Below are 13,895 nucleotides of genomic sequence, written 5' to 3'. Positions count from 1 at the left end.
GGCCCCCCGCCCCCCCCCGGGGGGGGCCCCCCCCCCGGCCCGCCCCCCCCCCCCCCCCCCGCCCCCGCCGCCCCCCCCCCCCCGGGCGGGGGGGGGGGGGGGGGGGGGCGGCGGGGGCCCCCCCCCCCCCCCGGGGGGCCCCCGCCCCCTTCCCGGGCCGCCCCGGCCCCCGTCCCCGGCCCGGTCCGCCCTTCCCCCCGCGCCCCCGCTCAGCCGGCGCGGGACCCCTCCCGGATGCGCTCGGCGATCCGGTCGACGTCCCGGCGCCCGGCCGGGGGCAGCGGCATGCCGACCCCGTCGCGCAGGGCGCGGGCACGGTCCAGGAGCTCGGCCGCGGCCCCGTGCTCCCCCTCCGGGGAGCGCGCCCCGGCCAGCCCCTCGAGCGCGAGGGCGACGGCGCGGGGTCGCCGCCGCGCTCGGCCTCGCCGAGCCCCCGCCGGCGCAGGCCGAGGGAGCGGGCCCGGCGGCCGGGCCCCCGCACGCGGTCGGCCCGGTCCCCGCCGCTCGTTAGGCTGGCGCCGTGGAGCTTCGACAGTTGAGACACTTCGCCGCGGTGTGCGAGGAGCAGCACTTCACCCGCGCCGCCGAGTACCTCGGCATCACCCAGTCCGGCCTGTCCGCGTCGATCCGGGCGCTGGAGAGGGACCTCGACGCCCAGCTCCTCCTGCGCACCACCCGGCGCGTGAGTCCCACCCCGACCGGCCGCCTGCTGTGGGCCGAGGCCCAGCGCATCCTCTCCGCCGCGGACGGACTCAGGGACCTGGTGGCCGACGGCGACGGCGTGCGCGGAACCCTGGCCCTGGGCACCGAGCAGTGCATGGGGGTCGTGGAGGCGGCGCCCCTCCTGCACTCCTACCGCTCGCTGCACCCGCAGGTGACGATCAACCTCCAGCAGGCCGCCACGGGCCAGCTGATGGACCAGGTGCGGGCCGGACTGCTGGACGCGGCCCTGGTGGCGGGGCCCCTCGACGGCGAGGGGGGCGCGGACCTGCTGCGCATCTCGGAGGAGCCGCTGATGCTCCTGGCCGGTCCCGACCACGCGATCGACGCGGGGGACGTGCTGGCCCAGCTGGAGCGGGAGGAGTACGTGGACCTGCACCCGGGGTGGGGCGCGCGGGACTGCGCGGACCTCGCGTTCGCCGAGTTCGGCATCACCCGCAGGGTGGCCCTCCAGGTCAACGACGTGTACACCCTCCTGGACCTGGTGCGCCGCCGGATGGGGGTCGCGGTCGTGCCGCGGCCGGTCGTGGACAAGCCGCAGGCGGCCGGGCTGCGGAGCGCTCCCCTGCCCGGCGGCACGCGGTGGCGGGTCGGGCTGGCCACGCCCCGCGGCTCCCACCCCTCCGGCGCGACCCGCGCGTTCCTCGACCTGCTGCGCGAGGAACACCCGATTGATGACTCCCACGCGTGAATCCCACTCTTCTCACATGTTGGACATGTGTGAGCCCGGTGCGGCATGGTGGCGGGAGCGGAGCCCGCCGGCTCCGCCCACCGGCCACGTCTTGGGAGCCCAGATGTCTCAGCGGGTACAGGGTGTGATCTCCCGTGCCAAGGGAGCACCCGTCGAACTGACCACGATCGTCGTCCCCGATCCGGGCCCCGGGGAGGCAGTGGTCCGGGTCCAGGCGTGCGGGGTGTGCCACACCGATCTGCACTACCGCGAGGGCGGCATCAACGACGAGTACCCGTTCCTGCTCGGCCACGAGGCCGCGGGCGTGGTGGAGTCCGTCGGCGAGGGCGTCGGCAACGTCCGGCCCGGCGACTACGTCGTCCTGAACTGGCGCGCGGTGTGCGGTGAGTGCCGCGCCTGTCGGCGCGGCCGCCCCCAGTACTGCTTCGACACCCACAACGCCACCCAGAGGATGACCCTGGAGGACGGCACCGAGCTCTCCCCCGCCCTGGGCATCGGCGCCTTCGCCGAGAAGACCCTCGTCGCCGCGGGCCAGTGCACCAAGGTCGACCCGGAGGCCTCACCGGCCGCCGCCGGACTGCTCGGCTGCGGGGTCATGGCCGGGATCGGCGCCGCCGTCAACACCGGCGGTGTGACCCGCGGCGACTCCGTCGCGGTCATCGGCTGCGGCGGCGTGGGCTGCGCGGCCGTCGCCGGGGCCCGCCTCGCGGGGGCGAACCGGATCATCGCCGTGGACCTGGAGGACCGCAAGCTCGACCAGGCGCGCGGTTTCGGCGCCACCCACACGGTCAACGCCTCCGCCGCCGACCCCGTCGAGGCGATCCGCGAGCTGACCGGCGGTTTCGGCGCGGACGTGGTCATCGACGCGGTCGGGCTGCCCTCCACCTACAAGCAGGCGTTCTACGCGCGCGACCTGGCGGGCACCGTGGTCCTAGTGGGCGTGCCCACGCCGGAGATGCGCCTGGAGCTGCCGCTGCTGGACGTGTTCGGGCGCGGGGGCGCGCTGAAGTCGTCCTGGTACGGCGACTGCCTGCCCTCGCGCGACTTCCCCATGCTCGTCGACCTCCACCTCCAGGGCCGCCTGGACCTGGGCGCCTTCGTCAGCGAGGAGATCGGCCTGGGCGACATCGAGGAGGCCTTCGTCCGCATGGAGCGCGGCGACGTCCTGCGTTCGGTGGTGCGGCTGTGAGCGGCGCGCGCGTGGAACTCCTCACCACCTCCGGGGTGTTCGCCCTGGACGGCGGCGAGTGGGAGGTCGACAACAACGTCTGGCTGGTCGGTGACGACGAGGAGGTCGTGGTCGTCGACGCGGCCCACGACGCCGACGCGGTCCTGGCGGCGGTCGGCGGGCGCAGGGTCGTGGCCGTGGTGTGCACGCACGCTCACAACGACCACGTCAACGCCGCCCCGGCGGTGGCCGACGCCGCCGGCGCCCCGATCCTGCTGCACCCCGACGACCGGGTGCTGTGGGACACGACCCACCCGGACCGCGCCCCCGACGGGGAACTGGCCGACGGGCAGACGGTCGCGGTGGCCGGGACCGGGCTGCACGTGCTGCACACCCCGGGCCACGCCCCGGGGGCGGTGTGCCTGTACGCGCCGGAGCTGGGAACGCTCTTCAGCGGGGACACCCTGTTCCGGGGCGGGCCGGGGGCGACGGGGCGGTCCTACTCGGACTTCCCGACGATCGTGGGGTCCATCCGCGACCGGCTGCTGACGCTGCCCCCGGACACGGTGGTGCGCACCGGGCACGGCGACTCGACGACGGTCGGCGACGAGGCGCCCCACCTCCAGGAGTGGATCGACCGGGGCCACTGACGGCGCGGAGGGGATCGCGGCCCCGCCCTGCGGCGGGGCCGTCCCCCTCACCGGTCGAGGACCATCTCCCCGACCACCTCTCCGTCCAACACCCGTCCGGTGGGCCGGAACCCCGCACCCAGGTAGAAGCCCTCGGGGCTGCCCTCGCCCGGCACCCACGTCACCGTGAGCCGCTGGTTCCCCCGCACGCGCGCCTCGGCGGCGACGGCCCCGACCGCGAACCGCCCGTACCCCCTCCCCTGCGCGTCCCCGGCGATGTTGAGCCGCCAGATGCCGCAGCGGAAGTCCGGTTCCTCCTCGTCGGGAGCGAAGTTGGCCATGACGAAGCCGACGGCCTCGTCCCCGTCCATGACGAGGCGGGGCCAGGCCGTGGCGCGGGAGGCGTAGGCCTCGGCCAGGGAGCGCTCCACGGGGGCCACGAAGGCGTTCTGGTCCTCTCGGACCTTCACCCCGAGGGCGGCATCGACGTTCTCGGGGGTGATCTCCGCGAGGCGGAGCGAGGGGGAAGGAGTCGTCATGGCAGGCACCCTAGGGGGCGGTCCCGCCCGGGCGCCACGGGTTTTCCGGACGGGCGCCTCCCGCCCGCCGCCCCGGACCGCGGAGCCTCGGCGCCCGGGGCGTTGGGCCGTCAGTCCACCTCGACCACCAGCGGGCCCTCCGTCGACAGCGTGTCCGTCACCTCGACCTCGGTGATCTCGGTCCCCTCCGGCACGTCCACCGCAACGGACCCGGAGACCTCGTTGCCCGGGTTGATCTGCTCCAGGAACAGGGAATCGGCCGCCAGGGATCCGCTCGACGAGTGGGTGTTGCCCTCGGAGTCGACGAGGCTGATCGCCGAGCTGTCGAAGGTCGTGGCCTCGGTCCCGGTGTTCTCCACGGTGAGGTCCACGATCGCGTACTCGCCCTGCGCCGTCTCCTGGGAGAACTCGTCCCCGTAGGTGGCGGCCGTTTCGATACCGCTCACGGTCACCTCCCACTGGCCGACCGTTCCGGGCTCGCCCACGCCGACGGACTCGGCCCCGCCCGCGTCGTCGGCCGTCTCACCGGTCGGCTCCTGGCCGGCTCCTCCGGCGAACAGCGACACCGTGCAGGCGACGCCCAGGATGATCACCAGCAGCGCGGCCCCGCCGCAGCCGAGCAGGACCCAGGGCCAGGCCTTCCTCTTCTGCGGGGGTGGTGGCTGTCCGGGAGGAGGCTGCTGAGGGTACTGAGGACCACCCGGCGGTTGTTCGTACATGACGCATTACCCCCCTCGGGAAGGTCCGGCCCGGACAGGCAGAATCCCCTCCCTCCTCCAAGGGTCACCTATCCGTCCGGGGAAAAAGGGCTCATTACGCCAAAGGCTTTCCGTACTGAGAGCGACGCCTTGACAATTCCCGGGCAAGACCGGGATCCCCCGGCGACCGCGCCGCCCCGGAGTCCTCCTCCGGGGCGGCGCCGGTGCGGGCGGGCTCAGCCCTCCTGGGCGAGCGAACTCCAGTAGAGGGCCTGGGCGACCTGCCCGAAGAGGCCCTTGGGGTGGTTGCGGAACAGCGGCTCGGTGCCGAACAGCACCACGGACGCGCCCCGCTCCGCGACGCCGCTGACCACGGAGGCCCGCCCGGCGGCGGCGTCCTGGCCGCCCGCCCCGTTCGCGTCGGCACGCCAGTGCCCGGCCACCAGGGGCCCCTCTGCGGCGTAGGACTGCTCCACGGACACGCCCTCGCCCAGGTCGGTGAACCACCTGGGCGAGTACACGAACGAGTGCCCGCCCGTCCCGGCCAGCACCCCTTCCCCGGCGGTCACGGCCACCACGCCGTTGGCGTCCGGGCGTCCCGCGTGCCCGACCACGTCCAGCAGCCCCGCCTGGTCGTTGAAGCGGGCGCCCGTCGCGCCCCTCCCCACCACGCCCCCGTGTGCCAGGAACGCGTCCAGGCCGGCACGGGCCTCCGCGTCGAGGTCGGCGTGGACCAGCCCGCTGGACACGTAGAGCACGTCCACCCCGGTCCAGTCGAACCCGTCGTTGAGCACGCGCGTGGACACCGGTTCGACGTCGAACCCCATCCGGTCGAGCGTGAACAGCTCGTCGGCGGCGCCCGCCGCGGCGACGGTCGGCGCCGACAGAGCCTCGCCCCCGCCGGTCTCCGCCCCGGCGAAGACCGCCCCGTGGCGGTCGGAGACGCCCTCGACGGCGCCGGCCGCCGACGCGGGGACCAGCACACTGCCCCGCCCGCTCCACGTCACCTCGACGCCGTCGGCGAGCAGGGCGTTCAGGGCCACGACCTGGGCCCCGTCGTCCAGTGCCAGCTCCCAGCCGTGCCCGCCCGCCTCGTCCACCCGCCCGGAGGGGTCGGCCGCCGCCACGGGCGAGGTGTCGGCCCCGACCCCGGTGTGGAGGGCGTCGACGCGCGCCCCCCACAGCAGCCCGTGGCTCCATCCGGAGATGTCGTACATCGCGCCGACGTCCTCGCTGATGTCCCGCCCGTCCTCCAGGAGGACGTTGGCCATGCCGCGCTTGGGCTGGTGCATGTCCACCACGTACGTCCCGGCGTCGTAGGAGGTCCCGTCCGCCTCGAAGCCCTCGTTCGCGCGCCCGACGACCACGTCGTTGGCGACGAGCAGGTCCACGAGGCGGGCGGCGGCCGGACCCCACGCAGGGATCGCGTAGGCGCGCGGGAACTCGGTGGTCCACACGTCCTCCGGGTCGAACCCGGGCACCCACCCCTGCGGGGGCACGACCTGCTCCTCACCGGCCGCGCCCCGGCGGAACACCTCGACCTGGTCGCCGATGAGCTCTTCGCGGTTCTCCCCGACGTAGGACAGCGTCGCCCCGATGGTGGCGGCGGAGACGTCGGTGTTGATCGCCGAGCGGCGCCGCAGCTCCTCCTCGTCCAGGTCGTCGTAGTCGGCGTTGTTGACGCGCAGCGGGAACTCGACCGTGGCGGAGGAGACCGCTCCCTGGTAGGGCGCGTACATGGGGGTGAAGATCGGCGGCCAGTCGTCCCAGCCGTCCTCCCAGTCGCGGAAGGGGATCTGCGGGGGCTCCACCCCGTCGTCCTCGGGCGTGTACCCGAGGTCGAGGACGGCCTCCTCCATGTTCTCCGCGTTCGCGTACGTGTGCTTGATGTAGAGGTCGTACTCGTAGTTCTGGCCGTGCGGTGGCGTCCCCGGCTCGATGAGGGTGCCGTTGACGTACCCGTGCTGGTCGAGCAGGACCAGGGGCTGTGTGTCGATGACGACCTGGCGCACCGCCGCCGTCTCGGGCTGGGAGACGGTGACGAAGTCGCGGTTGAGGTCGAATCCGCGGCTGTTGGCGCGCTGTCCCGCCACGCGGCCGTCCGGGTTGGCGGTCAGCACGAAGTACAGGCGCGTGCTCTCCAACAGCTCCTCCGTCGCCTCGTCCGTGCCGGTGGCGAGCTCCTCGATGACCCGCAGCGACGCGTCCGTGCCCTCCCACTCGTTGCCGTGGATGTTGGCGTTGACGAGCACGGGGGCCTTGTAGCGGTCGGCCAGGGTCCGGTCCCGGGCGGCCCGCCCGGGGTCCTGCGAGATCAGTTCGCGCATCCGTCTCTGGTGGTCGGACTCGGCCCGGTTCTCGGGTGCGGTGACGGTGACCAGGTAGATGTCGCGGCCCTGCACGGAGGCGCCGACCACCTCCGCGCTCACCCGGTCGGAGGACTCCTGGAGTTCGTTGAGGGCGGGCGCGATGCCGTGGTAGGGCATGAGGCCGAGCCTGACCGAGTGGTCGTCGGGGTCCTCCGGCGGCTCCGGGAGTTCGGTCCGCCTGGGGTAGGGGGCGTCCGGGTCCACCCCTGCGGCGGCCGGCGGGGCGGCGAACGCGTGCGGGGCGGCGCCGGCCAGGGCCTCCGCCCCGGCGGCCCGGTCGTTGCGCTCGGGGCCGTTGGCGGCCTCCCCGCGCGGGACGGGGTCGGCGGAGGCCGCGCCGGGGGTGGCGAGCAGGCCCGCCGCGACGACGGCGGCCAGTGTGCCGGAGAGTGCGGACAGTGCGCGGGGGCGGCGGGGGCGCGGCTGAGGGGGCTGGTGCACGAGGGCTCCTCCTGGGGGTCCCCACCGTTCCTACCGACACGGTCCGCGCCCGGCAAGACCGGCAGAGGTGAAATCCCTGTTTCGCGCGGCCGCGCGCCCGGGAGGCCCGCGGCGGGCGGGGCCCGACGGCGGCACACGGGCTCGCAGACCCGACCGGGCGCCGGGAGCAGGCGTCCGAGATCACGCGGGCATACGTCCGGCCCGGCGGGTTCGCCGTCGATGAGCCGTCTCAAGCGCCCCGGCCCCCTCGCCCGGCTCCGACGCCACCGTGATCCGCCGGCCCCGCCTACTCGACGATGCCGGAGAAGAACACGGCCTCGTGCGCGAGCTCCGCGTCACCGGGTCGGGAGAGGCCCAGCAGGAGCTGGAGTCCGTACTCCTCGGCGGGCATCTCGCAGGCGGGCTCCAGGATGCCGGTGGAGCCGGGCCGGATCGCCTCGGGCCGCTCGTGTGCGTCCCCGTCGAACGCCTCGTCGTCGCCTTCGACGCCGCCGGCGCAGAACCAGTCGATGCGGTCGGTCCGCACCGGGACGTCACTGTCGTTGGTGAGGACGACGGTGAACGTGACCATGCCCCGACCGCCGCTGTCTCCGAGGGCGTCCCCGTCGGGCAGCTCGACGTCGGACAGCCCCACGGACAGGCCGTCGTCCCAGGCGTGGGAGTCCCCGATCTCGAGGAGAACCGGCATCGCCTCCCCCGGGGCGGGCAGGTCGGCCTCCGGCTCTTGCCTGGACTCGAAGGAGTACTCCACGGGAGCCTCCTCGGCACAGGCGCTGAGGCCGGGGGCGAGCAGGACGGCGGCCGCGGATGCGACGGGGGCGGTGGGGCGCACCGGAGCTCCCGGGGGTGTCGGTCACAGCACGATGGTCGGGGTCGAGAGCGCGACCGTAGCAACCCCTGGGGACATCGGCGTGCACAAGGGCGGGGGTCGGGCCAGAGGTCCCTGGACCGGGGCTGCGCGCGACGGAATCCGCGAGCACGTCCCCGGCGTGGGTGGAGTCGCCCCCGCGGCGCCGCAGGCCGTGCCCCGCGCCGCCGACGGCGGTGCCGCCCCGCGGAAGGGCCCTCGTCGGGACCGGTGGGGGGACTCCGCGGCGGGCGGGGCCCGCGATCTCTGCCCGCCGCCCGCCCCACCTGCGGGCCGGTCCGCGCCGCGTGCCGCATGGCCGCCGTCACAGCCCTCCGCAACCGCGCCCCGCACGGGGGTTCCCGCCACGTAACGCGGATCACGCGGATCGCCGGGTAAAGCCGGGATTGCCTGGACCCGGTCCTGCGTTGGTGCCGGGAGTGTCCCCACGTGGGACTTCCTTGACGGTGCCCCGCCCGAAGGCGGTTCACGGCGCCCGAGCACCTCCCGGTTCTCCTTGTCCTTGACCTTTCCTGTGCTGGAGCCCCTGTGACCCTTCTTTCCGTGCGCCCGAAGCACCGCGCCCCGGAGACCGCCGCGACCGACGAGGCGACCGCGGTCGTCCGCGCCGCCGCGACCGACGTCCGGGACGCCGCCCCTCGCGGCGGGGACCGGAGCACGCGCCGCCGCACGCTGCTGCTCGTGCTCGTCCTGGGCGTGCTGTCCGCCCTCGGCCCGCTGGCCACCGACCTGTACCTGCCCGCCCTGCCCCAGATCTCCGCCGACCTCGGCGCCAGCGAGTCGAGCGTCAAGCTCACCCTGACGTCGGTGATGGCCGGTCTCGCCCTGGGGCAGCTGGTCATCGGACCGCTCAGCGACCGGTGGGGGCGCCGTCTGCCGCTCCTCGCGGGGATCGGCGTGTTCACCGCCACGACGCTCGCCATCGCGACGGTGTCGAGCGTGGAGGCGTTCAGCGCGCTGCGCTTCCTCCAGGGGCTGTCCGCCGCCGCCGGACTGGTGGTCTCCCGGGCGATCGTGCGCGACGTGTTCGACGGCGACGCCGCCGCCACCTTCTTCTCACGGCTCGTGCTGCTCGCCGGGCTGGCGCCGATGCTCGGCCCGGTCCTGGGCGGCCAGCTCCTCTTCTTCGGCCCCTGGCAGCTGCTCTTCGTCGTGCTGGGCGCCGCGGGCCTGCTGACCTTCGGCCTGGTCCTGTTCGGCCTGCCCGAGAGCCTGCCGCGCGAGGAGCGCCAGCGGATCAGCCCGCGCGCGCAGATGCGCGTGTTCGGCGGCCTGCTGCGCGACATCCGCTTCACGGGGCCCACGCTCACGCTCGCGCTGAGCTTCGGCATGAGCTTCACCTACATCTCGACGTTCTCGTTCGTGTCGCAGTCGCGGTTCGGTGCGAACGCCCAGGAGTTCAGCCTGGTGTTCGCGGTGACCACCCTCGGGATGATCCTCGGAAACCAGCTGAACGCGTTCCTCATCCCCCGGGTGGAGATCCACCGCCGGCTGATCCTCGGCCTGGTCGGGTCGATCCTGTCGGTGGCGGCCCTGGCGCTGCTGGACACCGCGGGCGTGGCCGACCTGGTGACGGTGACCGCCGCCCTGTTCGTGATGATGGTGTTCACCGGCCTGGTGTCGCCGAACGCGACCGCGCTGGCCCTGAACGGGCAGCCGCCCCAGGTCGCCGGGAGCGGATCGGCCCTGCTGGGCTCGCTCCAGTTCGCGATCGGGTCCGGTCTGGCCGCCACCGCCGGGCTGTTCGGCCCGGTGACGCTGTCCAGCATGACGGTGGTCATGTTCGCCACCGCCGTCGGCGCGGCCGCGGTCTTCGCCGGGTTCGCGCTGCGCGTCCGGCGCACCGCACCCGCGGCGGCGTGAGTGTCGGCACCGCCCATTACCCTGGTCTGTTCACGCCAGAGAGCCCAGAGGAGTGTGTCGTGTTCGCTTTTCCGGATCCCAAGGCCGAGTCCCTGACGAGCGGACCCCCCGGCGTGTGGTCGGAGGTCCTCCCCCATCTGGCGGAGACGGCCGGAACGTACTGGCTGACCGTGTCCCGCACGGAGGGCCCTCCGCACACGCGGCCGCTGCTGGCGGTGTGGGTGGACGGCCAGCCCTGCTTCGCCTCGGGGCAGGCCTCGGCCAAGTCCCGCCTGATGGCGTCCTCGCCCGACGTGAGCCTGGCGTTCGGCACGGGGCGGATGGACGTGGTGGTGGAGGGGACCGTCGAGGCGGTGCTGGAGCCCGAACGCCTGGACCGGGTCGCCGCGGCGTACGCCGAGCGCTACGGGTGGACCCCGGCCCCCGGGGACGGTGAGCTGACCGGCCCCGAGGGCGCGCCGACCGCGGGTCCGCCGCCCTACCGGGTCTTCACCGTCACACCGTCGACGGTGTTCGCGTTCCCCGCCGACGAACTGCCGCACGGCCCCACCCGGTGGCGCTTCGACGTGTGGCCCTGAGCCCGTCGCCGGGCGGCGCGGCGCCGCCCGGCGGGCGAAGCAGGTGAGACGCCCCTCCTCGCGGGTAGGTCCCTGGCGAAGCAACGCCGCCTCGTCAGCTCACCCCCCTTGGAGGCAGAGAGTGCGCGTAAGGATCGTTCTTTCGACGCTGGTCGTCCTGTGGCTTCTCATCGGCCTGATCGCCGCGTTCCAGCGCGGCCTGTTCGGCGCGGCCGAGGCCTCGTGCTCGAACCTCGGGCACACCGTGGGCACGGTCTTCGTCGGCCCCCTGAACTACGTGGGGGTCAACCCGACCATCGAGTGCCCCGAACTTCCCGAACCCTCCGAATGACCCTTGTTCAGCGGCGCCCCGCCCGCCACCGGCGAGCGGGGCGCCGCTGTGCGCGGACGCCCCCGCGCCCCGGCGCGCGGAGCGCACGGCCGGCGCAGCGACGCCGCACGGGAGGGGCGCGGGGGCCTTGTCGTCCGGTCGGCGGGGCCGCACAATCCCTTCCATGCGGACCTCCGAACGGTCGGACACCGACCGGCTCCTGACCAGGCTGGACCGGTTCGACCTGACGCCCGGGGCGGTGCGGCTGCGCTCACGCGCACGGGAACTCCTCCGTGCGGGGCCGGGGGACGCGGTGGTGGACGTGGGCTGCGGGGCGGGACGCGCGGCGGCGGAGATCGCCGCCGGGGGGCCGCGCGTGGTCGGCGTGGACCTCGACCCGCGCATGCTCGGCGCCGCCCGCGGACGCCACCCCGGACCGGGGTTCCTGCTCGGCGACGCCTACGCGCTCCCCCTGCCCGACGGCCGCGTCCAGGGGTACCGGGCGGAGAAGCTCTACCACTCCCTCGGCGATCCCGCGCGCGCCCTGGCCGAGGCCCGGAGGGTCCTGGCCCCCGGGGGCCGCGTCGTCCTGCTCGGCCAGGACTGGGAGGCGTACGCCGTGGACTCGGCCGACCCGGCGCTGACGCGCGCGATCGTCGCCTCGTACGCCGACGGCATGCCCGACCCCCGCGCGCCCCGGCGCCAGCGCGCCCTGCTGCTGGAGGCGGGCTTCGGGGACGTGGAGGTGGAGGGCAGCGTGCTCCTGTTCACCGACGCCGGCGTCCTGCCCATGCTCACCGGCCTGGCCTCGGCGGCCGTGGCGGCGGGAGCGGTCCCCGAGGAGCGGGCGGCCGCGTGGGCGGACGAGCAGCGCGAACGCGCCGGGACGGGGCGGCTCTTCGTCGCCGTCCCGTTCTTCCTGGTCAGCGCCCTGCGCTAGGGCGTGCTCCGGGAGGCCCTGCGCCGCCGGGCCCGCGCCCCCGCGCGGGGCACGGTGCCGCACGGCGTCCCGCGCGGGGGCGCCCGGACGGCGGCTCCCGGCCGGAAGGCCCCGGGGGGCTCCCGGCGGAGCGGGCGCCGGGACCGGCCGCGACCGGTGGGCGCGGGGCCCGGCGACACGGGGGCGGCGGGGCGTTCAGCCGCGCCGGAGCTTCCGGACCACCGCGCGCACCCCGCGGGGCTGGAGCGCCAGGGCCGGGCGCGGGCGCACCGCCTCCGGCGCGACGGGCTCCAGGCGCACGCGGGCGCACAGCTCCCCCGCGATCACCTCCACCTCGCGCAGGGCCATCGACGCCCCGATGCAGCCGCGCGGCCCCGCCCCGAAGGGGAAGTAGGCGTAGCGGTGGGAGGGCCCGCCCGCGAGCCAGCGCTCGGGGCGGAACTCGCCGGCCCGCGGGAACCACCTCTCGTCCCTGTGGGTCACCCACGGGCTGAGCCCGAGGACGGTCCCGGCGGGGAGGGTGTGGCCGCCCGCCTCGAACGGCCGCACGGTCTCCCGGCTGATGACCCACGCCGGCGGGTAGAGGCGCACGGCCTCCTGGGCGGCGGCCCGGGCGAACCCCTCCTCGCCCATCCGGGCTCCCGCCTCCGGGTGCGTCCCCAGGAGGTGGAGGAGCCAGGTCAGCGCGTCCGCCGTGGTCTCGTAACCCGACATCAGCAGGGTGGCCAGCTCGTCGCGGACCTCCTCGAAGGGCGGGTCGTCGGCGAGGAGGGCGTCCAGCGCCGTCCCGGCGCCCTCGTCGCGGTGTTCGCGGACCATCACCGCGAGCGCGCCGTCCAGGTCGCGCAGGGACCGCCGCAGGTCGCGGTTGACGCGGGTCGGCAGCCAGGCGGGCAGGCGCGGGGAGGACGTGAGCCTCATGATGGCGGCCACGGCGCCGGCCAGGGCCTCGCCGTGCTCCCCGGGCTCGCGGCCCGCGATGTGGGTGGCGCCCACCAGCATGGCCAGCCGGGACATCTCGCGGTGCACGTCGACGGTCTGGCCGTCCGCCCACGACCGGACCGTGCGGGCGGCCCCCTCCCGCGCGGCCTCCTCCAGGTGCGCGAGGCGTTCGCTGCGGAAGGCGGGGCGGAGCCGTGCGCGCTTGCGCTCCCAGTCCGCGCCCTCGCTGTTCATCATGGCGCGCGGGAAGCCGGTGGGCCCCCGCCGGGTGCCCTCGCTGATCTTGACGACGTTCTCGCCCCGGTCGACCAGGACGCGGCCGATGTCCCCGGGGTGGGCCAGGAGCACGTTGGAGGAGGTGAGGGAGACGACGTCGCCGAACTCGCGCACCGCCCCGGTGAGGAAGCCGAGCGGGTCCAGGGCGTAGTCGGCGGCGTTGGCCGTGCCGCGCCCTCCCCCGGGTCCCGGGGGGGCTGTGTGGGTGACCGTCATCGGGACCGTCCTGGGAAGGCGGTGGGCCCGTGCCCCGGAGGATCGGCACGGGCCCTGGGGGCGGCGGGGGTCGGGGCGCCGTGGCCGCCGGACCGAGGTCCCGGGGCACGGCGCCCCGGAGGCTCCGGGACCCGCTGCGCGGGGGCCGGGGGCGCCGGGAGGCCGGGGCGACCGGGGCCGGGCGCGGGTCCGGGGAGGCGGCGGCCTAGTAGTAGATGTAGGGACGGGTCAGGCGCTCGCTGTCGACGATGCCCAGCCTGGCGGCGATGCGGTAGGCGACTTTCCTCATCGGTTCGTTCCCTCCTGCGGGGTTTCCCGGTGGCTCCGGGCGACCAGCTGAACACTACGCGGGCCCCTGCGGCCGAGGCAGTGGCGAAGGGGTGAGCCATCACGGGTGCGGAGGTAAGCCCGGGGTGGCGGCGCGGACAGGACTCCGCGGGGCCGCCCGGCGCGCCCGCCGGCGCCTCGGCGGTGACCGGGGGCGCGGGCGGTCCGGTGGAGCGCCGCGCGGACGCCCGCCCGTGGTACCCGGTACGTCGCGGCCCCCGGTTTGACGCGGGTGGCGGTGACTGCCGTAGCGTACGACCGTACGCGGACCGCTCCGACCGCGGGGCGGGGCGCGTCCCCGTCACGGGGGTGTCGGAGGG

General features: G+C 75.4%; 13 protein-coding genes. 7 read left to right on the top strand and 6 right to left on the bottom strand.

The features are described 5' to 3' along the window. The first annotated feature begins 520 nt into the window (after positions 1-520). The 3 genes from ACIRPH_RS05610 to ACIRPH_RS05600 all read left to right on the top strand — a co-directional run bounded on the left by ACIRPH_RS05610 (position 521) and on the right by ACIRPH_RS05600 (position 3,229). Positions 521-1,411, top strand: coding sequence for a LysR family transcriptional regulator (locus ACIRPH_RS05610; RefSeq protein WP_402909726.1), 891 nt, complete (start codon positions 521-523; stop codon positions 1,409-1,411). Between the two features lie 103 nt (positions 1,412-1,514). Continuing rightward, complete coding sequence (locus ACIRPH_RS05605; RefSeq protein WP_402909723.1) at positions 1,515-2,600, top strand: S-(hydroxymethyl)mycothiol dehydrogenase; 1,086 nt, start codon at positions 1,515-1,517, stop codon at positions 2,598-2,600. Further along, entirely contained in the window at positions 2,597-3,229 is a 633-nt protein-coding gene (locus ACIRPH_RS05600; RefSeq protein WP_402909721.1) for an MBL fold metallo-hydrolase, read from the top strand. Before ACIRPH_RS05605 ends, ACIRPH_RS05600 begins: the two co-directional genes overlap by 4 nt. A gap of 47 nt (positions 3,230-3,276) precedes the next feature. Here ACIRPH_RS05600 and ACIRPH_RS05595 read toward each other — a convergent pair whose 3' ends face one another. From ACIRPH_RS05595 to ACIRPH_RS05580, 4 genes are all read right to left on the bottom strand, one after another. Further along, positions 3,277-3,747, bottom strand: a complete 471-nt coding sequence (locus tag ACIRPH_RS05595) for a GNAT family N-acetyltransferase (protein ID WP_402909719.1) — start codon at positions 3,745-3,747, stop codon at positions 3,277-3,279. A gap of 110 nt (positions 3,748-3,857) precedes the next feature. Then, positions 3,858-4,466, bottom strand: a complete 609-nt coding sequence (locus ACIRPH_RS05590; protein WP_402909717.1) for a DUF4352 domain-containing protein — start codon at positions 4,464-4,466, stop codon at positions 3,858-3,860. A gap of 215 nt (positions 4,467-4,681) precedes the next feature. Further along, positions 4,682-7,255, bottom strand: a complete 2,574-nt coding sequence (locus tag ACIRPH_RS05585) for a M14 family zinc carboxypeptidase (RefSeq protein WP_402909714.1) — start codon at positions 7,253-7,255, stop codon at positions 4,682-4,684. Positions 7,256-7,541: 286 nt separating this feature from the next. After that, entirely contained in the window at positions 7,542-8,087 is a 546-nt protein-coding gene (locus tag ACIRPH_RS05580) for a hypothetical protein (RefSeq protein WP_402909713.1), read from the bottom strand. Between the two features lie 708 nt (positions 8,088-8,795). On the opposite strand from ACIRPH_RS05580, the gene ACIRPH_RS05575 reads away from it, so the two are divergent. From ACIRPH_RS05575 to ACIRPH_RS05560, 4 genes are all read left to right on the top strand, one after another. Further along, complete coding sequence (locus ACIRPH_RS05575; protein WP_402911584.1) at positions 8,796-9,986, top strand: multidrug effflux MFS transporter; 1,191 nt, start codon at positions 8,796-8,798, stop codon at positions 9,984-9,986. A 59-nt stretch (positions 9,987-10,045) separates the two neighbouring features. Next, positions 10,046-10,564 (top strand): pyridoxamine 5'-phosphate oxidase family protein, encoded by a 519-nt coding sequence (locus ACIRPH_RS05570; RefSeq protein WP_402909711.1) that lies wholly within the window; start codon positions 10,046-10,048, stop codon positions 10,562-10,564. 121 nt (positions 10,565-10,685) lie between these two features. After that, complete coding sequence (locus ACIRPH_RS05565) at positions 10,686-10,895, top strand: hypothetical protein (protein WP_402909709.1); 210 nt, start codon at positions 10,686-10,688, stop codon at positions 10,893-10,895. Between the two features lie 163 nt (positions 10,896-11,058). Next, positions 11,059-11,814 carry a methyltransferase domain-containing protein gene (locus ACIRPH_RS05560; protein ID WP_402909707.1) on the top strand — a complete coding sequence of 252 codons (756 nt, stop codon included), beginning with the start codon at positions 11,059-11,061 and terminating at the stop codon, positions 11,812-11,814. A 195-nt stretch (positions 11,815-12,009) separates the two neighbouring features. On the opposite strand, the gene ACIRPH_RS05555 is transcribed toward ACIRPH_RS05560, so the two are convergent. Both ACIRPH_RS05555 and ACIRPH_RS05550 read right to left on the bottom strand, forming a co-directional pair. Next, on the bottom strand, positions 12,010-13,248 hold the full coding sequence (locus ACIRPH_RS05555) for a cytochrome P450 (protein WP_402909705.1): 1,239 nt from the start codon (positions 13,246-13,248) through the stop codon (positions 12,010-12,012). A gap of 205 nt (positions 13,249-13,453) precedes the next feature. Beyond that, entirely contained in the window at positions 13,454-13,537 is an 84-nt protein-coding gene (locus ACIRPH_RS05550; RefSeq protein ID WP_352982781.1) for a cittilin family RiPP precursor, read from the bottom strand. Positions 13,538-13,895: the final 358 nt, after the last annotated feature.

It is taken from the genome of Nocardiopsis sp. NPDC101807 (genome assembly GCF_044766605.1).
Lineage (GTDB): Bacteria > Actinomycetota > Actinomycetes > Streptosporangiales > Streptosporangiaceae > Nocardiopsis > Nocardiopsis tropica.
This window is presented reverse-complemented; position numbering and strand designations above follow the sequence as displayed.